Here is a 20,606-nt window from a genome sequence, read left to right as displayed (position 1 = left end):
AAGGATGGCGACGCACTCCACGTGATGCGTCATCGAAAAGGTGTCAGGGTGGATAAAGACCGGAGAACCTCCAGGTAAGGCGGGTTTTTTCGGGCCCCAGCCACGGACGACGAGGTGCTCGGAGCGTCACATGAGCGTCACGGCGGATACCCGGTGCCGCTGCACAGCACGACGACGAGGCCGTTCGCCTCAGGCTCCAGCGTCGTTCCAGTCCCGCAGGCGGCGCCGGCACGTCAAACCCGACCCGAGCCTTGACGCGCAGCGATGGCTCAGGCAGCGGCACGCGGAGAGCCGCGGCGGCCCGCCGTCGCGCGGTTCACTGACCGGTGACCACGATCTCGCGCTTGAGGATCTTGCCGGTGGGGCCCTTGGGGAGCTCGGCCGCGAAGGTGACGATCCGGGGGTACTTGTATGCCGCAACCCGGTCCTTGACGTGGTCACGGATCTCCTCGGCGGTGGCATGGGCGCCGGACCGGAGCGTGATCACCGCTGCGATCTCCTCGCCGTGGACCGGGTGCGCCACACCGACGACCGCGGCTTCGGCGACGGCCGGGTGCCCGTACAGCACCTCCTCGACCTCACGCGGGTAGACGTTGTAGCCACCGCGGATGATCAGGTCCTTCTTGCGGTCGACGATGAAGTAGAAGCCGTCCTCGTCGACACGCGCCAGATCACCGCTGTGGAACCATCCGTCGCGGACCGCTTCCGCCGTGGCCTCGGGGCGGTTCCAGTAGCCGGTCATGAGGTTCTCGCCGCGGATCGCGATCTCACCGACCTCGCCCTGGGGCACCACGCCCCCGTCCTCGGCGACGAGCTGCATCTCGACTCCGCGGATGGGCTGCCCGATCGAACCCGCCTTGCGCGGGCGGTCGGGGTGGTTGAAGGCGGCGACCGGTGAGGTCTCGGAGAGTCCGTATCCCTCCAGTACGGTGGCGCCGAAGCGCCGCTCGAAGCCGTGCAGCACCTCGACAGGAAGCGAGGCGCCGCCCGAGACGGCCAGGCGCAGCGAGTGGGCGTCGAAGCCTTCGGGGAGCTGGGCGTGGAGCAGCGCCGCGTACATCGTCGGCACGCCGAGGAACACGGTGACCCCGTCGCGGGCCATGATCTCCAGGGCGCGCTGCGGCTCGAACCGCGGCAGCAGGGTCAATGTGGCGCCGGCGGCGACGGCCGTGTTCAGCGCGCAGGTCTGGCCGAAGGCGTGGAAGAGAGGCAGGCCGCCGAAGAGCACGTCGTCAGGTCCGACCTGAAGCAGTGTCTCGGCCGCGGTGGCGGTGTTGGTGGCCAGGTTCCGGTGGGACAGTTCGGCCCCCTTCGGTGTACCGGTCGTGCCCGAGGTGTAGAGGATGAGGGCCGGGTCGTCATCGGTACGGCTGACGATGCCGGGCATCGGTTCGTGAGCCCGCAGCATGTCGTCGAAGGCCAAGGGCTCGGTCACCAGGCAGGCCGTTCCGGTCTCGGCGGCGGCCTTCGCGACCTCGTCCGCGAACAGGGGGAACACCAGCGCGACCTGTGCCCCGCAGTCGCGCAGGGCGAAGGCCACCTCGCGGGCCTTGAGGAGCGGATTCATCGGCACGACCACGCCGCCGGCCCGCAGGATGCCGTAGTAGACGACCGGGAACAGCGGCACGTTGGGCATGGTCAGCGCGACGCGGTCGCCGGGCTGGAGGCCGCGGTCGCGCAGGAGGGCGGCGACTCTGGCGCTCGCGTCGTCCAGTTCGGCGTAGGTGAGCGTGCTGTCGTCGTGGCGCACGGCGATGCGATCACCCTGGGTCGCGGCGGAGTCCACCAGGAATGTGGCGAGGTTGGTCATGTCGGGTATCTCCTTGGGTTCGTCTCGTCCTGCGACGCGGCATTCCGGGGGCGGATCACATCGCGAGGAGTGACCCCGTCGCGAACGCTCTCGGTACGGGGGCGGTGCGGCAGGGCCAGCCAGAGCCGCAGCAGGTGGCGCTTGAGTTCGGGCTGATCGTGGTCCTCGAACTCCGCTCGCGCGTGCATGATCGTGTGGGTGTTGAGCAGCAGCAGATCGCCGACCTGAAGGTCGATGTCGAGCCGGAACTCCGGGGAGCCCGCCACGTCGTCGATGAGGTCGAACAGCTCCAGGTCCTCCGGTGCCAGGCGGGGCACCTCGGGGAAGCGCTGGGCGGATTCCAGATAGCAGCGGTTGTAGCGCATGCTCAGTGCCCCTTCCGGCCGGGCGACGAGCGGGGCGGTCGCGTACGGCGACTCCTCGGGAGCGTGCTCCTCCCGGCGGTCGAAGAAGTAGGTGCGGTACAGGCGCTCGGCCAGATCGGGGCGGAGGTCCAGCACCTCGTTGTGCACCGCCGCCGAGCTGACCAGGGAGGTGAGCCCCCCGGTGCGGGGCGCCCGCAGGGAGAGCAGCGCGAGCAGATCGGCCCTGTCGGTGTGGAACGGCAGCGCCGCCCGGGTCTGGTAGCCGCGTGTTGCCGGATCGGTCAGGCTACGGCCGGTGTCCCGGACGTGGCCGAGCATGTGCCCGTCCGCGTTCTGCGGGACCGGACGCCCCAGGTGACCGAGGCCCCAGAAGACCGCGCTCGCGGCCGGCTCGCCCAGCCGTCCGACCGGGAGGCCCTTCACGATCGCGAACCCGCGTCCGTGCTCCAGTGACCCGGCGATGCGCTCCAGTTCACCGGCGAGCGTGGGGAGCGGGAAGTCGGCGGCTGTCAGCTTCAGCAGGGTGAGGTCGCGCCTGCGTGCCTCCCACAAAGCGGCGTCGATCTCGGCGAGGTGGCGCGGCGAGAGCCGCAGGACCCACTCCTCGCGGTTCGCGAGATCTCCGCCCCGCCACACCGAGGGGCCCGAACAGGGCACGTGCAGCGCCTCACCTGTGTCCGTCGTACCGGTCATGCGCGCCTCCGTACCATCGCCCGTGCACCGGCCCCGGGGCAGTCGCCGCAGCGAATCGGGCGGGTGAACGGGCGCCATGCTAGGTCGCCCGTGGGGCTTTTGCTTGTCCTCGCGTGACATCTGACTTATCTTCTCGGGACACAGCCGGGACAGTCCTGGAGGGTGCACATGAAGCCCCTGGTCCGCACCGCGGCGCTCAGCGGCTATGTCGAGCTGTGCCGCTCCCTCGGCGTCGACCCACAGCCGCTGATGAAGCGCGTGGGTCTGGACACCGCCGCCCTGGCGGTCCAGGACCGGTGGATCTCCGGGGCGGCCGCGGTCCAGGTGCTGGAGGTGTCGGCAGCCGCCTCGGGGCACGAGGACTTCGGCGTACGGATGGCCGAGTTCCGGCGCTTCTCCAACCTCGGCCCCGTCAGTCTGGTCGTCCGCGAGGAACCCGACGTGCGGAGCGCCCTGAGGCTGCTGATCCGTCATCAGCACATGTACAACGAGATCCTGCATGCCCGGCTGTCCGAGGGCGACGGGCTGGCCACGCTCCAGGTCGACCTGCGGCTCGGCGAGGCGATGGAGAGCCGGCAGGCCACGGACCTGGCCGTCGCCGCCTTCCACCGGATCCTGCGCGGCTTCCTGCACACGCGGTGGCAGCCACTGTCCGTCTGGTTCCGGCATCCCGCGCCGGCGGACCCGGCGACGCACCGGCGTGTGTTCGGCCCCATGGTGGAGTTCGGCCGCGAGTTCGACGGCATCGTCTTCTACGCCGACGACCTCGATGCGCCCAACGCGATGGCGGACCCGCTGCTGCGGGAGTACGCCCGCCAGTACTTCGAGGCGATCGCGGTCCCCAAGGACACCACCGTCGCGGACCGGGTGCGGGAGCTGATCGAGGTCCTGCTGCCGAGCGGGCGCTGCTCGATCGAGCAGGTCGCGCGCAGCCTGGGTGTCGACCGGCGCACCGTCCACCGGCATCTGGGCGCCTCGGGCGAGACGTTCTCCTCGCTCCTGAACGCCACCCGCATGCACCTCGCCGAGCAGTTCGTCGCGAATCCGCGGCGCTCGCTGACGGAGATCTCCGACCTGCTCGGCTTCTCGTCACTGAGTGCCTTCTCGCGCTGGTTCCGCGAGCAGTTCGGGTCCAGCCCGAGGGCGTGGCGCAGCGGCAGGGACCGGCAGCAGCTCCCCGGCCAGGACTGACTCCGCGGGCGGCCTGAACCCGGCCCGGTCGGGGCGGCTCATGCGGCAGGCCTCTGGGCGATGTCCCCAAATGACAAATTATCTGTCCCCGCGGGTCAAGCGAGCGCGAGTTCTCGCCCCTACCTTGGCAGCACCGCAGAGACGCGGTCGGCCGCCGGAGGAGAGTCGTGGTACTCCCCCTGTGCACGTCCCCTCCGGACCGGTCGAGCGTACCGGGCCGTCCTGTGCCCGCTGTCCCCCGGTGACCCGCATCGATCCCCGCCGGACATCCAGTCCTCGCATCGCACGCGGCGATGATCCCGGCGAGTGATCACCGATCGCACGAAGGAGACGGACCGTGCACTTCCACGACGATTCACTCTTCCCGGAGAACCAGGAGAAGCTGGTGATCCAGGCCGCTCCCTACGGGCCGGAGTGGCTGCCCGGGGACGCCGACGACCTCCCCCTGACCATGGACGAGCACGTCCAGGCAGCCGTCGACTGCTACAACGCCGGCGCCACCGTGCTCCACATCCACGTACGTGAGCTCGACGGCAAGGGCTCCAAGCGGATGTCCATGTTCAACGAGCTGCTGGGCCGGCTGCGGCAGGCCGTACCGGACATGGTCCTGCAGATCGGCGGCTCGATCTCGTTCGCCCCGGAGGACGAGGGCAGCGAGGCGAAGTGGCTGAGCTACGACACCCGCCACCTGCTGGCCGACCTCACCCCCGCGCCGGACCAGGTGACGATCGCGATCAACACCAGCCAGATGAACATCGTCGAGATCATGACCGACGACGACCTGGAGGGCACCTCGATCGCGAAGCCCGAGTACTACAAGGCGTACCGCGACATGGTCGTCGAGGCGGGCCCCGACTTCTACCTGGAGCACCTCAAGCGCCTGCACGCGAACGGCATCCAGCCGCACTTCCAGCTCGCCACCCTGGCCCAGCTCGAGACCGTGGAGCGGCTCATCCGGGCCGGGGTGTACACGGGTCCGCTGATCCTCAACTACGTGGCCATCGGCGGCGGTTTCGCGGGACGGCACCCGGCCGATCTGATCGAGTTCGTCCGCCGCACCCCGGACGGCGCCGTCCTCACCATCGAGAGCTCCATGCGCGCCGTGGCGCCGATGAACGCGATCGGCATCGCCCTCGGTGTGCACGTGCGCGTGGGCAACGAGGACAACCTGTGGCGGCGCAAGGGCGAGCGCATGACCACCGTCGAGCAGGTCGAGCAGATGGTGCGGATCTCCGAAACGCTCGGCCGCGACATCGCGACCGGCGCCGAGGCGAAGAAGATCTACAAGCTCGGCGAGTACTACTCCGGAGCGGACGAGACGCTGGCCCGCCTCGGCATGGTGCCCAACCGCCGTCCCGATCAGCGCGGCTTCATGCTGCGCGAGGTCTGATCCCGGCACGGGACCACCGCGCCGCCGCGCACCCGCGCGAACCCACAGGGCCGTCGGGGCCACGTCCCCGGTCACCGACGGCCCTTTTCTCTCCCTCCTCACCTCCCACGAACAACGGAGCACGTTCATGGCGCACGCCATTCGCTTCAAGGAGACCGGCGGTCCCGAGGTCATGCGCCGGGAAGAGGTCGTCGTCGGCGACCCCGGCCCGGGCGAGGTACGGATCCGGCACGAAGCCGTCGGACTCAACTTCGCCGACACCTACTTCCGCAGCGGCCTGTATCCCGCAGCGCTGCCCGCCGGACTGGGCGTCGAGGCCGCAGGGGTGGTCGAGGCGGTGGGCGAGGGCGTCACCCACGTCACCGAGGGAGACCGGGTCACGTACACCGGAAGCCCGCTCGGCGCCTACAGCACGGAACGGGTCATGCCCGCCGACTCCCTGATCCGGCTGCCGGACGGCATCGCCTTCGAGACCGCCGCCGCGATGACCATGCGCGGCCTCACCTCCGCGTACCTGCTGCGCAGGATCCACCCGCTGAAGGCCGGCGACACGATCCTGCTGACCGCGGCTGCGGGCGGCGTCGGCCTCATCGTCTGCCAGTGGGCCAAGCTCCTCGGGCTGACCGTCATCGGCACCGTCTCCACGGAGGAGAAGGCCGAGCTCGCCCGCGCCCACGGCTGCGACCACGTCATCCACTACCAGCGCGAGAACGTGGCCGAGCGGGTGCGCGAACTGACCGACGGCGCCGGGGTCCCGGTCGCCTTCGACAGCGTCGGCAGGACCACCTACGCCGCCTCGCTCGCCTCGCTCCGGCGCCGCGGTCTGCTGGTCTGCTTCGGTACGGCCTCCGGGCCGGTCCCGCCCATCGACGCCATGCAACTGGCCGTCAGCGGCTCCCTGTTCGTCACCCGGCCGGCGCTCGCCGACTACATCGCCGACCCCGCGGAGCGGGCCGAGCTGGCGGGGGAGCTCTTCGACCACGTCGCCTCCGGACGCATCGCCATCGAGATCAACCAGCGCTACGCGCTCGACGACGCCGTACACGCGCACCGCGAGCTGGAGGCGGGACGGACCACGGGATCGTCCGTCTTCGTCCTCTGAGCCCCTGCCGGCTCACACGCACCACCACCCTCTCGAGGAGGAAGCACCATGGAAAAGACTCTCGCCCCGCAGGAGGGCGCGCCCGCGTCGGTGCGCCCCCACTCCCGCGGCTCGATCAAGGTCGAGCCGCTGACCTGCACCCTCGGCGCCGAACTCTCCGGTGTGAACCTCGGCGACGCCTCGCGCGACGACGGCCTGTTCGCCGAGATCAGGGCCCTGCTCCTGCAGTACAAGGTGCTGTTCCTGCGGGACCAGGACATCACGCGCGCCGAACACGTCGCCTTCGCCGAGCGCTTCGGTGCGCTGGAGGACCACCCCGTCGCCGGCAGCGACCCCGACCACCCCGGCCTCGTGCGGATCTACAAGGACCTGGACAGCGCGCCGGAGCACTACGAGAACGCGCTGCACACCGACGGCACCTGGCGCGAGAACCCGTCCATGGGCGCCGTGCTGCGCTGCATCGAGTCGCCCCCGGTGGGCGGAGACACGATCTGGGTCGACATGGCCGAGGCCCACCGCCGGCTGCCTGAGCACGTCAAGGCCCAGATCCAGGGGCTGCGGGCCCGGCACAGCATCGAGGCCACCTTCGGCGCCGTCATGCCGCAGGAGAAGCGTCACGCGCTCAAGGCGCAGTTCCCCGACGCGGAGCACCCGGTGGTACGCACCCACCCCGAGACCGGCGAACAGATCCTCTTCGTCAACGCCTTCACGACGCACTTCGTCAACTACCACACGCCCGGGAACGTGCGCTTCGGGCAGGACTACGCCCCCGGCGCGGGCCTTCTCCTGAACTACCTGATCAGCCAGGCCGCTGTCCCCGAGTACCAGGTGCGCTGGCGCTGGACGCCGAACAGCGTCGCCCTCTGGGACAACCGCTCCACCCAGCACTACGCCGTCCAGGACTACTGGCCCGCCGTCCGCCGGATGGAGCGCGCCGGGATCGTCGGCGACAGACCGTTCTGACCCTTCCTTTTCCGTCATGAGCAGTTGAGGTGATGACAATGGGGTTTCTCACCACTGCGGAACCCGCCCCGGGCAGAACCGGTTCCGGTTCCTCGGAGTGGCCTGTGTCCCGGCGCTACGCCTGGGTCGTCTTTGCACTGAGTTTCGGACTCCTGCTCTCGGACTACATGTCCCGGCAGGTCCTCAACGCCGTCTTCCCGATGCTGAAGGCCGACTGGCTGCTCTCGGACGCCCAACTGGGCTCCCTGAGCGGCATCGTGGCGCTGATGGTCGGTCTGCTCACCGTCCCCCTCTCGCTGCTGGCCGACCGATGGGGCAGGGTGAGATCCCTGGTCATCGCGGCGACGCTGTGGAGCCTGGCGACCCTGGGCTGCGCGGTGGCAGCGAGCTACGGCCAGATGTTCATCGGCCGGCTCTTCGTCGGCATCGGTGAGGCCGCGTACGGCAGCGTCGGCATCGCCGTGGTCCTCAGCGTCTTCCCGCGCGCCCTGCGGGCCACGCTCTCGGGGGCGTTCATCGCCGGCGGGGCCTTCGGCTCGGTCCTGGGCATATCCATCGGCGGCGCCGTGGCCCAGGCATACGGCTGGCGCTGGGCGTTCGCCGTGATGGGCGTCTTCGGCCTTGTGCTCGCGGGCATCTACGCCGTCGTGGTCACGGAGAAGCGGCTGGCCCCGAGGCAGGATCCGCCCGAGGGCGAGACCGGCACCGACCCGCCGGCCCCTCTCCGCGTGCTCCTCCCGCGGCTGTTCTCCTCCGTCTCGGTGGTCAGCGCCTACATCGGCAGCGGTCTGCAGCTGTTCATGGCGGGCGCCCTGATCGCCTGGCTGCCCAGCTACTTCAACCGCTACTACGACATGCCGACCGCGAAGGCCGGTGCGACCGCGGGGCTCTTCGCCCTGGTGATCGGAATCGGCATGATCGCCGGCGGAATCGCCTCGGACCGGATCAGCCGGCGCGCCCCGATCCACAAGTGGGCCGTCGCCATCAGCTGCAGCGTGGGCTCCCTCGTCCTGCTGATGACCGCGTTCCGCCTGCCGGCCGGCCCGGTGCAGCTGCTGGTGCTGGCGCTCGGAGCCCTGCTGTGCGCCGGAACAGCGGGACCGGGGGCCGCCATGGTGGCGAACCTGACCCCCACGGCCATCGCCGCGACGGCTTTCGCCACGCTCACGCTGGCCCAGAGCCTGCTCGGACTGGCCCCCGGCCCCGCGGTGACCGGCGCGCTCGCGGACCGGCTCGGTCTGCTCGGCGCGCTCCAGCTCGTCCCGCTCGTATCGACCGCGGCCACCGGCGCCTTCCTGATCGGCCGCCGCTACTACAACCGTGATCTGCGCCGTCTGAGCGGGCTCGCCCCCATGGCGGAGCCGAAGGAATCGGAGGTGTCCTCATGAGCCGTACCACCGAGCCGGCGGTCGTGATCGTCCCCGGCCTGCGCGACCACGTCGAGGAACACTGGCAGTCCCTGCTGGCGAACCGGCTCACCAAGGCAGGCCGCACGGTCCGTACCGTTCCCCCGCTGACGCAGGACCAGCTCAGCTGCGAGGCCCGCGTGGCCGCACTGGACAAGGTGACGGCGGAGATCGCGGGACCGGTGGTGCTGGTCGCCCACAGCGCCGGTGTGATCACCGCCGTCCACTGGTCCCAGTGGCACCCGGCCCAGGTGCGGGGGGCGCTGCTGGTGACGCCGCCGGACTTCGAGAAGCCGCTGCCGGAGGGCTATCCCACTCCCGAGGTGCTCGCCGAGAACGGCTGGACACCCGTGCCCCGCTCGCCGCTGCCCTTCCCCAGCATCGTCGCGGCCAGCTCGAACGACCCCCTGGGCACCGTCGAGCGCGTCGCCGAGCTGGCCCGGAACTGGGGCGGCCGCCTCGTGCAACTCGGCGAGGTCGGCCACCTCAATCCCGCCTCCGGCCATGGCCCGTGGCCGCGCGCCGAAGAACTGCTCCGCGAACTCGAACAGAGCTGATCCCCCGCACAGCCCCCGCTCAGCACCGCGAAAGGCAACGATGAACACCGACACCGACCTGCTGTGGTCTCCCGGGCGCCGCGAGTTGGAGGACTCCAACGTCGTGTGCTTCATGGAATGGGTGAGCGAGGTGCGGGGGCTGTGCTTCTCCGACTACTCAGAGCTGTGGCGGTGGAGCTCCACCGACCTGCTCGGCTTCTGGTCGGCGGTATGGGAGTTCTACGGGCTGGACGCGGTCACCCAGTACGACGAGGTGCTGGGTGATGCGTCGATGCCGGGCGCCGTATGGTTTCCCGGCGCCCGGCTGAACTTCGCCGAGCGGTGCTTCGCCCAGGCCACGGACGCCCGCCCGGCGCTGATCAGCGTGGCCGAGGGCGGCACGCCCGTGGAGACCTCGTGGCACGAGCTGCGCCGCCAGGTCGCGGACGTCGCGGCGTCCCTGCGCCGCATGGGCGTGGGGCACGGCGACTGCGTGGCCGCATACCTTCCCAACCTCCCGCAGACCGTCGTCGCCCTGCTGGCCACGGCCGCCGTCGGCGCCGTATGGACGGCGTGCTCCCCGGACTTCGGCACGCCCAGCGTGCTCGCCCGACTGCGGCAGGCGCAGCCGGCCGTCCTCGTGGCCGCGGACGGATACCGCTACGGCGGCAAGGCGTACGACAGACGCCCCGAGGTCGCCGAGCTCGCGGACAAACTGCCCACCCTCCGTCACGTCCTCGCGGTCGACAACCTCTTCACGGCCCCGACCGAGCCCTGGTCGGCGCGGCCCGGGATCGAACAGCACGCCTGGTCCGCGCTGCCGGCCGCCGAGGCACCACTGGAATTCGCCGACGTGCCCTTCGACCATCCGCTGTGGATCCTGTGGTCGTCGGGAACCACCGGGATACCCAAGGGGATCGTCCAAGGTCACGGCGGCATCGTCGTCGAACTGCTCAAGGCACTCGGCCTGGGCGCGGATCTGCGTGCCGACGACCGCTACCTCTTCCTCACATCCACGAGCTGGATGGTCTGGAACTTCCTGGTCGGCGGCCTGTTGCACGGCACCACGATCATCCTGTACGACGGCAGCCCCACGTTTCCGGACATCAACGGGGCCTGGCGGATCGCCGAACAGACCGGCGCCACCATGGTCGGCGTGGGCGCGGCATACCTCGCCGCCGTGGAGAAATCGGACACACATCCCGCGGCCGAGCTCGGTCTCGAGCGACTGCGTTCCATACTCCAGACCGGATCGTCCCTGCCCCCCAGCACCTGGCGGTGGGTCTACGACCGGCTCGCGCCGAGCGTCTGGCTGCAGTCGATCTGTGGCGGTACCGACATCTGCTCGGTTCTCGCGGGCGGTTCCGCCTTGCTGCCCGTACGCGTGGGCCGGATCCAGTGCCCCGCGCTCGGCGTCGCGCTGGCCTCCTGGGACCCCCGCGGGCACCCCCTGACAGGTGAACAGGGCGAGCTGGTGGTGACCGCGCCGCTGCCGTCCATGCCCCTCCACTTCGTCGGCGACCCCGACGGCACCCGCTACCGGGCCAGCTACTTCGACACCTACCCCGGGATCTGGCGGCACGGCGACTGGGTCGCCGTCGACGCGGACCTGTCGGTCGTCGTCGCCGGCCGCTCCGACTCCACCCTCAACCGCATGGGCATACGGATGGGCTCCGCCGACATCTACGCCGTCGTCGAACAGCTCCCCGAAGTCGCCGACAGTCTCGTCATCGGCGTGGAACAGCCCGACGGTGGCTACTTCATGCCCCTGTTCGTCGTGACCGCCGACGGAATCGCACTGAACGACGGACTGCGCGAGCGGATAGCCACAGCCATCAAGCTCCGGTTGTCCCCGCGACACGTGCCCGACGTGATCGTGCCGATCCCCGCTGTCCCGCGCACGCTCACCGGCAAGAAGCTCGAAGTACCCGTCAAGCGCATTCTGCGGGGTTCCCCTGTCACCGACGTCAGCAGCGAAGGATCAGTGACCCACTCCGAGATGCTCGCCTGGTTCGCGGACTTCGCGGCCCGTTCGGCACCGGACAGGTGAACGCACCGGCCTCGGCGACACCGGCTTCCTCGCAACGCCGCCACCGGCAGCCGCACCGAGCACCAACTCGCCCGATGCCGTCGGACGACCAGATCTTCTCGTCTTCGTGCAGAGTTTTCGACAGCCCCACCACGCCGTGGCGGACCACGTTGCTCTGAGCGGACCTTCATTCGAGCCCGCAGCCGATCGAGCGTCACTTGAGCGTCAGGAATGCTCAGCGATGTCCTGCCACTGTCGCCGGTACGGTCGTTGACTTCCCATGAACCCGCAGGCCGAGCCGGCTCCGCGACCTCGCTGTCCGTCCGACCCGTTGCACAACCGGAAACAGGTCGGGCAACCGGCAGTATGCGGAAAACCGCAGGTCAGACGCCCTTGTCGGCCGGTTCAAGGATGGCGACACACTCCACGTGATGCGTCATCGGAAAGATGTCACTAAGTGAGGGACCTGCTATATCCGCTGGTCAACGGCGGTTTTGGGCTCTACTGGAGGCCCCTTCGGACGCCCAGAACGTCAAACGAGCGTCACGATCTGCCGAAGTGGCTTCCTTCGTGAATCGCTTCGGCCAGGTCTGCCAAGAGCACGTCAGTCACTAGTTCCTCGACCACGGCGGTGCCGTGGTCGGTCATGGCGAAGGTCAGTTCGGGGTCCCAGGGGGCCTCGGTGAGGCGGCCTGGCCGGGGGCCGTGCGGTGTGCGGGCGACCGCGGCGCGGTAGTCCGCCGCCGTCATGCGCCAGGGGCGGGCCGGCGTCTTGTCCAGGAGATACGCGGCGATGCGGATGCCTTCGCCATCGAAGTCGCCGTGGTAGCGGAGGCTGGCGCCCTGATCCGCCAGGAGGCGGAGGAGGTGGACGGCCGCGGTGTTGGGCCAGCCAGATGTGCACACGAGCGGCGGACAGTCCGGGCCGAAGCGGCGTACGGCGAGAGCCAGGATGCTGGGGTTCTCAACGGCGTGGACGACGGGTGCGGGATCGGAGGCAAGGGTGAACTCTCCCGGGGCCCGCAGTTGGGCGAGGGTCAGGCTGGCGGCCTGACCGGCCTCGGCACAAACGCGGGCCACACGGGCCAGTGGGCCGTCGCCGGCCGGACGCAGGCCGCCGACGAGAACGGTGGCCGACAGGTCGTCGTCGGCGACACCGGCGCGGGCCCACAGAGCGCGCCGGTCCGCCGCGGACTCCGGTGCAGCGGTGTCGTGGAGAGTCGCCAGAGCACGGAGGACGAGGGTGGACAGGCGGGTACCGTCGTCGAGTGCGTGGGCGTCGCCTTTCAGGACCCGGGCAGCGAAGACGGGCAGGGGCTCAGCCTGAGCCGGGAGGTCCCCGAGCACGGTCAGCGCGTCCGCGAGCAGGGTTCGGGTCAGTTCCGGTGAGCCACCGACCAGACCGGTGGCTCGGCATGACGCAGTCCAGTCGGCGAGCGCGGGCTGGGCCCGCACAGTGGCGTGACCATCCAACCATGTCCACAGCTCCGCACGTTCGTCCTCCTTGCGGCGCCGTTCGCCTGCACGGTCATCGAGGGGGCCGACGAGTTCGGTGACGGTTTCACGCACCGTACGGCCGGACAGTTCCGTGACAGCCTCTTCCAAGCGGGCCAGCGAGACGGAGGGGCGAGGGTCCGGCAGGCGGTCCAGACCCAGGAGGTCGGCGAGAGCCTCGCGCTGGACTTCGTCGAGCGGTCCGAGGCGCACCCGATTGACGGGGCGGCCGGAAGAGAGACGGCTGTGGACCGTGTGCCAGAGCGGGCGGAGTTCGGGGCGGCGCAGGGTGCGTTCGCCCGGGGCGGGTTCCGTGTGGGTCATCCCGCCTCCAGGTCGGTGCCGTTCCAGACGAACCGAGCGCTGGTGACAGCGTCGTCGTCCCCGTCGGTAAGGAGTTGGTGGACGGCGATGCCGGGCAGCTCGCCGTAGGTGCACCATTCATGGTCGGAGGTGATCATGAGATCAAGGTCGAGTGCGGTGAGCAGGGCGAAGACCTGTCCACGATTGACGGCGTCGACACCGACGAAGACCTCGTCGAGCAGGATGGGCCGGGGTGCCAGGGGCACGGCCTCGTAGTGGGCGGCGACGGCGGCGAACAGCGGCAGGTGCAGTGCGATGGCCTTCTCTCCGCCGGAGAGCGCGCCGTGCAGCTTCTTGGTCAGCGGCTGCCAGCCGGTTCCGTTCGCCCGGTCCAGGCGGACGGTGAAGCGGTGCCAGGCGGTGTAGTCGAGCACCTCGCCGAGTTGCTCCTCCCAGCTCGCGGCCGTGTCACTGCCCTTGGCCTCCTCGATACGGGCGCGGAAGAAGGCGTGCAGGGCTTCCCGGTCGGTCTCGTCGACCCGGCCGGGGTCCTTGAGCAGGAGCTGACGGGCGGTGCGGGTGCCGTCCGGGAGATCCGGACGGACGTCCCAGACAAGCTGAACGGCGACGTTGGAGGCGGTACGGACCCGCTCCAGGTGTCTGTTCATGCGGTCGACGAGTTCGCCTGCCTGGCGGATGCGGGCCGCGAGGTGACGGCGGATGTCACCGGTCAGGATCTGGTCGAAAAGACGCCGCTCGGCGGTGGTGATGTCGTCACGGCTGCAGTCGCGCTCCTGAGTGAGCGTGGTGAGCATGCCCGTCGCCCCCACGCGTACGCCGTCCAGGGTGGCGGTGAACAGCTGGATGTCGTCGTCGGGCTCCAGGTCCAGGTCGGCACGGGCGCCGAGTCTCTGACGGGCCTCGTGGACCGCTTCGGAGAGACGAGTCGCGGCGTCGCCCAGATTGCGAGGGGCGTGCGGGATGCCGGGCCACTTCGCCGCTGCGGCCCGGGCGGCCTCCAAGGTTGCTTTGGTGCCGTCACCGGCGTCGAGTTCCGGTGCGAAGCCGGCGTCCTCGGCCAGCCCGACCAGGCACAGATGCCGGAACCGATGGGCTGCGGCGTCCCGGGTTCCGACGGCCTGTTCCCGCCGTTCGGCGTCCTGACCGCTGGTGGCCCGCAGTCCTCCGATACGGCCTTCCAGGCGCAGCAGGAGATCGGCCGCCCTGCGGGCCTCCTCACGGCAGCGCCGCAGTTCGGCGCGTGCCTCGGCGACACGTGCGACGATCTGCCGGTAGTCCTCACCGACGGTCGCCTCCACCGCCTCCATACGGGCCTTCAGACCCGCTGCCTCCGCTTCGGTGGCAGCCGCCGCCTCGGCCTGTTCCTCGGCGGTCCGGCGCGATCGGTCTGCCAACGCGGTCAGTTGGCGGGCCCTGTCGGCAGCAACGGTCGCGGTGAGGCGTGCGTCCACCCAGTTGTCGGCGGTATCCCGGAACTTGTCGACGTCGACAGAGAGTTCACGCAACCGGTCCCGGTCGGTGGGCAGTCCGTGTTCCGCAGCCCGGCGGCTGAGCGTGCGCAGGGCCCCCGCCACCTCGGTCTCACACCGGGCCAGGTGCGCGGCTGCGTCACGCACGGCGTCGTCCCGGGCAGCCGCCTTCGCCTCGGCTCGGTCCCAGTCGCGCCGACGGGCGTCGAGGTCCCTGTGGTCGGGTCGAGCAACACGGTCGGCGTCCAGCAGGACACAACGGGCATCGAGGCCCCTCAGTCGGTCGTCGACCACGGCGAGGGAGGCGTTCACCTCGCCGATGTGCTCAGTCAGTTCACTGATCCTGCGCTGCCGGGCCCGCTGCCGGGCCAGGGCACCGATGTACGCGGGTTCCGGCTTGCTCCAAGTCCCGGTGGCCAGCGCGAGACGCCAGGCACCGTCGGCGGAGACGGCCGCGGAGTGACCGCCGGGCAGCGCCGCGCCGTAGGCGACACCGGCGAGGATGCGGGTCACGGTGTCGGCCGGAACGGGGATGTCTTCCTCGGTCCTCAGCACGTCCAGCAGACTGGGCCCCGGGACTGTCACGGCCAGGGCAGCATCGGCGCGGGTGTCGTGCCCTGGCAGGGTGATCCCGTCGTAGGGGCTGACCCAGGCGTCCAGGAGGCCCGATGCCTCCAGCGCCGCTTCCACCGCGGCCTGAACAGGGAGCGGGACATCTTCACGGAAGGCGACCAGCCGCCACAGCGGTGCTCCCGCCGTCGCCGTGCGGACGGTGGTGCGGGTGGGCGGAGGCGGTGGCGGGAGGTCTGTCTCGCCGCTGAGCCGTCGTACCTCCTCCTCAAGTCGGCTCCGCTCGTCGCGCAGTCCCTGACGCGCGGCTCGGGCGGTGGCCTCCGCCGTTGCGATCTCCTGTTCCAGCGGGCGTGCGGCGGCTTCGACAAGGGCCCTCACGTCGGCTTCCGCCGCAGCTCCGGCCGCTAGTTCTCCAGGGTCGGCGATGCGCAGTTCCGTGCAGTCCTCGGCCCAGGCGAGGAGCCGTTCCGCCTGCGTGGCAAGGGCCTCGTCCCAGGCGCCGGACGCCTCGTCCCGCCGAGCGATCGCCTCCGCGAGTCGGGTACGGGCCTCGTCCAACAGGGCCTCGCCGGCGCCCCGGTCGCGTACCGCACGATCGTGCGCGTCAATCGCCTCGGTGATAAGCGCGACCTGCTGCCGTCGGGCGGTGACCGCGCCCCGCAGGAGCCGACGGGCCTGTCGGGCCCCGTGCTCGCCCACCGTTCGTCGCATGCCTTCGGATGGACGGCTGCCGTCGGAGGGACGGCCTCCCTCCTCACGCACCGTGCCGTCGCAGAGCGTCACCGTGGGATCCGCGTCGAGGATCACCTTCACCTCGTGGTGGATGGATTCCATACCCGCCGCCCGGGCCGACCGACGTGTTTCCTCTCCCGCTTCACGCGCGTGCTCGTCGAGTGCGCGGGCCTGACCCGCCGCCTCGTCCGCGTGCCTCCTGTCCTTCTCCGCCCCGACCTGAGCGGTCTGGGCAGTGGCGCGCTGTCGCCCGGCGGCGGCTAGCGCGTCTTCCGTGCGGCGGCGGAGTCGGTCGAGTTCCTCGCCCTGCTTGTACGTGTCGCTCTCACGCAGACCTTCGACGGTCTCTTCCAGGGCGTGTGCTCGCAGCTCCTGTTCTTCGCGCCGGGCCCGGGCCGACTCACGCTCCGTCAGCGCCTGTTCGAGCTCCTCGGCGCTCTGCCGGGCGGCACGGGTGAGGTCGTCCATCTCGGTGGTCGCCGAGATCAGCGCGGCCGAGCCGGCCCGCAGAACCCGTCGGGCGTAGGCGCGCTGCCGGGATGCGACGGTCTCGGCCGCCGTCACCTCGTCGTTGAGCCGCTTGAGGTGTTCGCGCTGACGGTCCAGTCGCTCGAACCCCTCGGCGAGTTCGGCGATCTCTCCCTCGCCCAGCGGGGGCAGAGCTCGTGACAGCAAAGTGGACAGCAGGGACGGGTCGAGCCGTTCGGACAGTTTGGGCTGGCGCAGCTGGAGCAGGGCGGACAACAGCGACTCATAACGCTGCTCACCCATGCCTGCGAAGAGTTCACGCCGGACAGCGGTGCGATAGTCAGTGGCCGAGGCGTGTACATCGCCGCGGTCGCGCAGGGCTTCGACGAGGGCAGCACGGGTCAGGGGCTGTTTCGACTCGTTGACGAGGAGCACACCGTCGGTGTGGGCGATCCTGGAGCCGGTGGTGAAGTAGTCGGCGTGCACCCCGCTGGTGTGAACGCTCGCCTGCAGGCGCGCACCGCAACCGAACCATCGCTCGGTGCCGTCGTCGCCGACGCGGTGGAACTCCATCCACACGTATCCGACGCGGGTCTTGCCGGAGGCGCCTTCGCCGAGCAGGTTCCAGTGCATGGTTCGTTCCGAACCGCCGAACGTGGAGAGGCGGTTGGGCCGGAGGCTGGCGTCGAAGAGGAAGGGGAGCAGAAGCTCCAGGGCCTTGGACTTGCCCGAGCCGTTCTGGCCGCGCAGCAGCAGGCGCCCCTGGTGGAAGGTGAAGGTCTCGTCGTAGTAGCGCCAGACGTTGAGGATGCCCGCGCGGTGCGGCTGCCACCGGTTGCGGGCGGCGTCCGCCTCTTGCCTCGGCGGCCCGGCCGGTTCGGCCGCCTCCTCCGGCCGTCGCGGGAGGGGAAGCTCTGTCACGCTCACTGCTTGTCTCCTTCTGCGAGACCGCCGCCGGAAGTCGTGGCGCTTGCCGTCTCGCGCGAACTCACGCCCGATTCCGGTCCGGACCGATCCTCCGGATCCGAACTCGTGGTCTCTGTCAGGCGGTAGCGGTACGCAGCCGGGCACGCGACGACACGGTCCCCTGCTCGGCGGGCGAGGCCGACGTCGCGCAGTACGCGTACGGCGTCCTCGGACAGCCGGGCCGCGCCGTCCTCGGACTGGTACGCCTTGGCCCAGCGCGGGAAGCGGCGCAGCAGGTCCGCTCCGGCCTCGGCGAGCTGTTCGGGCAGCATTCCGGCAGGCGCGGCGCAGAGCGGCTCCAGAAGGAGTAGCGCGGCAACCCGGGCAGTGGACGTGTCGTCGGGAAAGCGGACATCGGTGGCGAGCCCGTCCGGGTCCACGAGCAGGAAGCCTTCGGCTCGTTCCTCCAGGAGAAAGCCGGCCTGCTCGACCGAACGGCGCAGGATCTGGCGTCCGGTCAGGGAGGTGACGTATGCCAGCTCGTCGTCGGCGAGGTCCGCCCGGTACAGCACGGGGTCGTCGAAGAGCCTGCGCAGTACCGAGTGACGCAGCCTCAGGTTACGTTGTGCATCCGTGGTGGCGGTCTCGCTGTGTGCCTCGTCGGCCGCCCCCTCGACGACTACGCCGTAGCGGCGCTCCCGCACAAGGCCCGTGAGGAGTCCCTCGAACCGCGCCGGCACCTCGTCCGGTGGTACGGCGAGTCGGGAGGCGCCGACGGGCGCGGCGGGCAGCCGCATCAGCAAAGTGGTGTCCACGCGGTAGAGGACCTTTGCCTCCGCGGACTCGACGTACGCCTCGGTCGTGCCGTCCACCGCGCGCAGTACGTCGTACGACTCCAGCAGCTTCAGGACGTCGACGAATGCCATCCGCTCCGGCTTGTGGACCGGGTCGAACGCGGCCAGTGCCCGATCGGCCGCCGTGGCCTGTACGACGCGATCGGCGAGCATGCCGATGGTTGTCATCGGCATCGACAGCAACTCGGCCGCGGTGACGCACAGCAGAACGTAGCGTCGGCGGTCGAACGGGGCCCGGCCGGAGCGGGCCCTGCGGGCCGGTCGGGAGCCGTCCGGGTTCGCGCGGACTTTGGTGAGGCGGGCGTACCCGCGGCGGGGCTCCACGACCAGGCTCCAGCCACACGTGTAATCGAACCACTGGGCCAGCGGCTCGCGACGGCGTCGTACCAGTTCGAAGCCGGCCGGCTCGGCAGCCACGGTCAGTAGGGGGCGGGCCAGGAGGAGGCGGATGGCGCGCGCGACCTCCTCCCGTTCCGCAACGGCCAGTTGGTTGGCCAGCGTGCTCATCCCGCCGCCTCCTGCCACGCGGCGCGGCCGGCCGGGAGGGCGTTCGCTCCGCCCGCCGCGGTGATGTGGAGGACGTAGTCCGGACCGGTCAGTGAACCCTTCGCGGTGTGCAATACGGCGGTGCGCTCATCGGGAGGCGGCATGAGCACGATCTCCACCCGGCCGTCTCCCGTCGTGGCACGCCGCAGACCGGCCGCGTCCGGCCGGGCGGACAAAGCCCGGCCCAGCAGGTCGAGCAGGCGATCGAAGACAGCGGGATCCAGCGCGCCGAAGGAGGACAGGCGCACGGGTCCGTCCGTCTCCAGTTTCTGCCAGGCGCGCGCGAGTTCCGCTCGCTCCGCTCGGGCCCGCTCGGCGCGCTCCGCCCTGACGGCCGCGACATCTCGCACCTTGGCCGTACGGGTGAAGCGCTCCGTCCGTCCGCTGGTCCGCAGCAGCGCCGACACCTCCACCGGCTGGGCTTCGGACCAGGAAAGGGACGACGGAATCAACTCCGGGTCGGGGTGGGCGAGGTGAGCGTGGCGGGCCGGGCCGAGGCCGAAGGCGGTCGACCACAGCCGGTGCAGGTCCTCTTCAGCGTGGGCCGCCGCGAACCAGCGCGCCAGTTCCCGGAAGTCCTGCACAGCACTGGAGGAGCGGCGCCGCGACTCGTTGATCCGTTCCAGAACCTGCAGGAGGGAGACGATGGCCCGCCGGGCGATGTCGTGCAGCTGCTCGATCCGGGGCCGCGCCCCTTCGTCCGGAAGGAACCATGCCAGCAGACCCGCCCAGCGCGCCCGCCTGCTCTCCAGCCAGCCGGCCGCGGGATCCTCACCAGCCACCGGCGGCAGCTCGGCGCCGCGCAGGGCTCGCTCTCGCAGCACGGCGGTCCCCCGCTCCTCCACCCGGGCCACGGCGGCGGCGACCATCCCCCCACGCCGGTCGAGGTTGACCAAGAACTCCTGTAGATAGGCGACGGTGGCGGCCTTGACCTCATGGAAAACATCCAGATCCGCGCCCTCTGCGCGCAGGAGCCGCTGCAGTTCGCCGTTGAACGCCTTGGTGTTCTCCACCAGGGCCTCCAGATGCCCCTCCAGCTCCCGCAGCGTGCTGAAGATCCGGCGGTCGGCCGAGGCGGGTTCATCGGACAGCAGGCACAGCTCGTCCAGCCTGTCGGCGATCGCCTCCAGCACGGCCGTCTGCAGCGCCCCCGTGGAGGCAAGAACCTCAAGCGCGTGCCGAACTCCGGCGAGAGCGGCCTCACCCCGTCGGGTCAGCGAGTACTGCAGGTTGCGCCGCTCGTATTCCTCGGCCGTGCGGTAGTTCTCCGCGTGGTTGTGCACCACGTCCAGGAGCTCCCACTGCACGAGCTTCCTGAGCGCCTCATGCAGTTCCTCATCCTCGACCGCCGCCGCCCAGCCCACCCCGCGCAGCTGCTCGCGCACCGCATCGAGCCCCAGGGCCGTCTCCAGGTGCTCGCCGGCCACACCGAAGGCGTCCAGCACCGCCCCGTACAAATCGGACCTCTCCGCCGTCGTGAACCGGAACATCTCCGGTGGAACCCTGCGCATGCCTGTCGCCTCCTCCCCCACCGCGTCGGCGGCATCCGGATCTCCACCGTAGAGGGCGGTACCGACATTCAGGGGCGAGTCACGGAACAGCGGATTCAACCAGCGAGAATCGGGCGGTCTCGTGGCCCCGTGCGCTCAGATTCGACGGCGAACACGGTCCGCTCCTCGTCTCCGCGCAGGAGCAGGGACCAGACCATGAGTCGGTCGGTACCGCTGGGCACCCGCCCTGGATGCGGCAGACGCG

Annotated in this window: 13 protein-coding genes; 7 read left to right on the top strand and 6 right to left on the bottom strand. The window is 70.4% G+C overall.

Annotated elements, in window-relative coordinates; genetic code table 11:
• Positions 1-316: 316 nt before the first annotated feature.
• The gene (locus tag AC067Z_RS08050; RefSeq protein WP_478788623.1) at positions 317-1,810 is read right to left on the bottom strand and encodes a long-chain-fatty-acid--CoA ligase; all 1,494 of its coding nucleotides are present in this window, start codon (positions 1,808-1,810) and stop codon (positions 317-319) included.
• On the bottom strand, positions 1,807-2,868 hold the full coding sequence (locus tag AC067Z_RS08045) for a TauD/TfdA family dioxygenase (RefSeq protein ID WP_478788622.1): 1,062 nt from the start codon (positions 2,866-2,868) through the stop codon (positions 1,807-1,809). Before AC067Z_RS08045 ends, AC067Z_RS08050 begins: the two co-directional genes overlap by 4 nt.
• A gap of 168 nt (positions 2,869-3,036) precedes the next feature.
• Between AC067Z_RS08045 and AC067Z_RS08040 the strand changes: the two genes are divergently transcribed.
• The 7 genes from AC067Z_RS08040 to AC067Z_RS08010 all read left to right on the top strand — a co-directional run bounded on the left by AC067Z_RS08040 (position 3,037) and on the right by AC067Z_RS08010 (position 11,506).
• Positions 3,037-4,059, top strand: a complete 1,023-nt coding sequence (locus AC067Z_RS08040) for an AraC family transcriptional regulator (RefSeq protein WP_189888491.1) — start codon at positions 3,037-3,039, stop codon at positions 4,057-4,059.
• A gap of 337 nt (positions 4,060-4,396) precedes the next feature.
• Positions 4,397-5,449 carry a beta-keto acid cleavage family enzyme gene (locus tag AC067Z_RS08035; RefSeq protein WP_478788621.1) on the top strand — a complete coding sequence of 351 codons (1,053 nt, stop codon included), beginning with the start codon at positions 4,397-4,399 and terminating at the stop codon, positions 5,447-5,449.
• A gap of 127 nt (positions 5,450-5,576) precedes the next feature.
• Positions 5,577-6,551: a quinone oxidoreductase family protein gene (locus AC067Z_RS08030; RefSeq protein WP_478788620.1), complete on the top strand. Its 975-nt coding sequence runs from the start codon at positions 5,577-5,579 to the stop codon at positions 6,549-6,551.
• Positions 6,552-6,599: 48 nt separating this feature from the next.
• On the top strand, positions 6,600-7,514 hold the full coding sequence (locus AC067Z_RS08025; RefSeq protein ID WP_478788619.1) for a TauD/TfdA dioxygenase family protein: 915 nt from the start codon (positions 6,600-6,602) through the stop codon (positions 7,512-7,514).
• Positions 7,515-7,618: 104 nt separating this feature from the next.
• Positions 7,619-8,902 carry an MFS transporter gene (locus tag AC067Z_RS08020; protein WP_478788618.1) on the top strand — a complete coding sequence of 428 codons (1,284 nt, stop codon included), beginning with the start codon at positions 7,619-7,621 and terminating at the stop codon, positions 8,900-8,902.
• The gene (locus AC067Z_RS08015) at positions 8,899-9,477 is read left to right on the top strand and encodes an RBBP9/YdeN family alpha/beta hydrolase (protein ID WP_478788617.1); all 579 of its coding nucleotides are present in this window, start codon (positions 8,899-8,901) and stop codon (positions 9,475-9,477) included. The genes AC067Z_RS08020 and AC067Z_RS08015 overlap by 4 nt, the downstream gene beginning before the upstream one ends.
• 40 nt (positions 9,478-9,517) lie before the next feature.
• Positions 9,518-11,506 (top strand): acetoacetate--CoA ligase, encoded by a 1,989-nt coding sequence (locus tag AC067Z_RS08010; protein WP_478788616.1) that lies wholly within the window; start codon positions 9,518-9,520, stop codon positions 11,504-11,506.
• A gap of 522 nt (positions 11,507-12,028) precedes the next feature.
• Here the strand turns inward: AC067Z_RS08010 and AC067Z_RS08005 are convergent.
• The 4 genes from AC067Z_RS08005 to AC067Z_RS07990 are packed head-to-tail and all read right to left on the bottom strand — an operon-like array spanning position 12,029 to position 20,362.
• Positions 12,029-13,303: a TIGR02679 family protein gene (locus tag AC067Z_RS08005; protein WP_478788615.1), complete on the bottom strand. Its 1,275-nt coding sequence runs from the start codon at positions 13,301-13,303 to the stop codon at positions 12,029-12,031.
• Positions 13,300-17,472: a TIGR02680 family protein gene (locus AC067Z_RS08000; RefSeq protein ID WP_478788614.1), complete on the bottom strand. Its 4,173-nt coding sequence runs from the start codon at positions 17,470-17,472 to the stop codon at positions 13,300-13,302. Before AC067Z_RS08000 ends, AC067Z_RS08005 begins: the two co-directional genes overlap by 4 nt.
• On the bottom strand, positions 17,469-18,812 hold the full coding sequence (locus tag AC067Z_RS07995; protein WP_478788613.1) for a TIGR02678 family protein: 1,344 nt from the start codon (positions 18,810-18,812) through the stop codon (positions 17,469-17,471). Before AC067Z_RS07995 ends, AC067Z_RS08000 begins: the two co-directional genes overlap by 4 nt.
• Entirely contained in the window at positions 18,809-20,362 is a 1,554-nt protein-coding gene (locus tag AC067Z_RS07990; protein ID WP_478788612.1) for a TIGR02677 family protein, read from the bottom strand. The genes AC067Z_RS07995 and AC067Z_RS07990 overlap by 4 nt, the downstream gene beginning before the upstream one ends.
• Positions 20,363-20,606 lie beyond the last annotated feature (244 nt).

The organism is Streptomyces sp. NPDC043812 (assembly GCF_056436245.1).
Note: the sequence above shows the minus strand (reverse complement) of the source record. Positions and strands in the feature narration are given on the sequence as shown.

Coding starts and splice junctions, on each gene's coding strand:
- AC067Z_RS08050 (WP_478788623.1), bottom strand. CDS start 1,810: ATGACCAACCTCGCCACATTCCTGGTGGACTCCGCCGCGACCCAGGGT.
- AC067Z_RS08045 (WP_478788622.1), bottom strand. CDS start 2,868: ATGACCGGTACGACGGACACAGGTGAGGCGCTGCACGTGCCCTGTTCG.
- AC067Z_RS08040 (WP_189888491.1), top strand. CDS start 3,037: ATGAAGCCCCTGGTCCGCACCGCGGCGCTCAGCGGCTATGTCGAGCTG.
- AC067Z_RS08030 (WP_478788620.1), top strand. CDS start 5,577: ATGGCGCACGCCATTCGCTTCAAGGAGACCGGCGGTCCCGAGGTCATG.
- AC067Z_RS08025 (WP_478788619.1), top strand. CDS start 6,600: ATGGAAAAGACTCTCGCCCCGCAGGAGGGCGCGCCCGCGTCGGTGCGC.
- AC067Z_RS08015 (WP_478788617.1), top strand. CDS start 8,899: ATGAGCCGTACCACCGAGCCGGCGGTCGTGATCGTCCCCGGCCTGCGC.
- AC067Z_RS08010 (WP_478788616.1), top strand. CDS start 9,518: ATGAACACCGACACCGACCTGCTGTGGTCTCCCGGGCGCCGCGAGTTG.
- AC067Z_RS08005 (WP_478788615.1), bottom strand. CDS start 13,303: ATGACCCACACGGAACCCGCCCCGGGCGAACGCACCCTGCGCCGCCCC.
- AC067Z_RS07995 (WP_478788613.1), bottom strand. CDS start 18,812: ATGAGCACGCTGGCCAACCAACTGGCCGTTGCGGAACGGGAGGAGGTC.
- AC067Z_RS07990 (WP_478788612.1), bottom strand. CDS start 20,362: ATGCGCAGGGTTCCACCGGAGATGTTCCGGTTCACGACGGCGGAGAGG.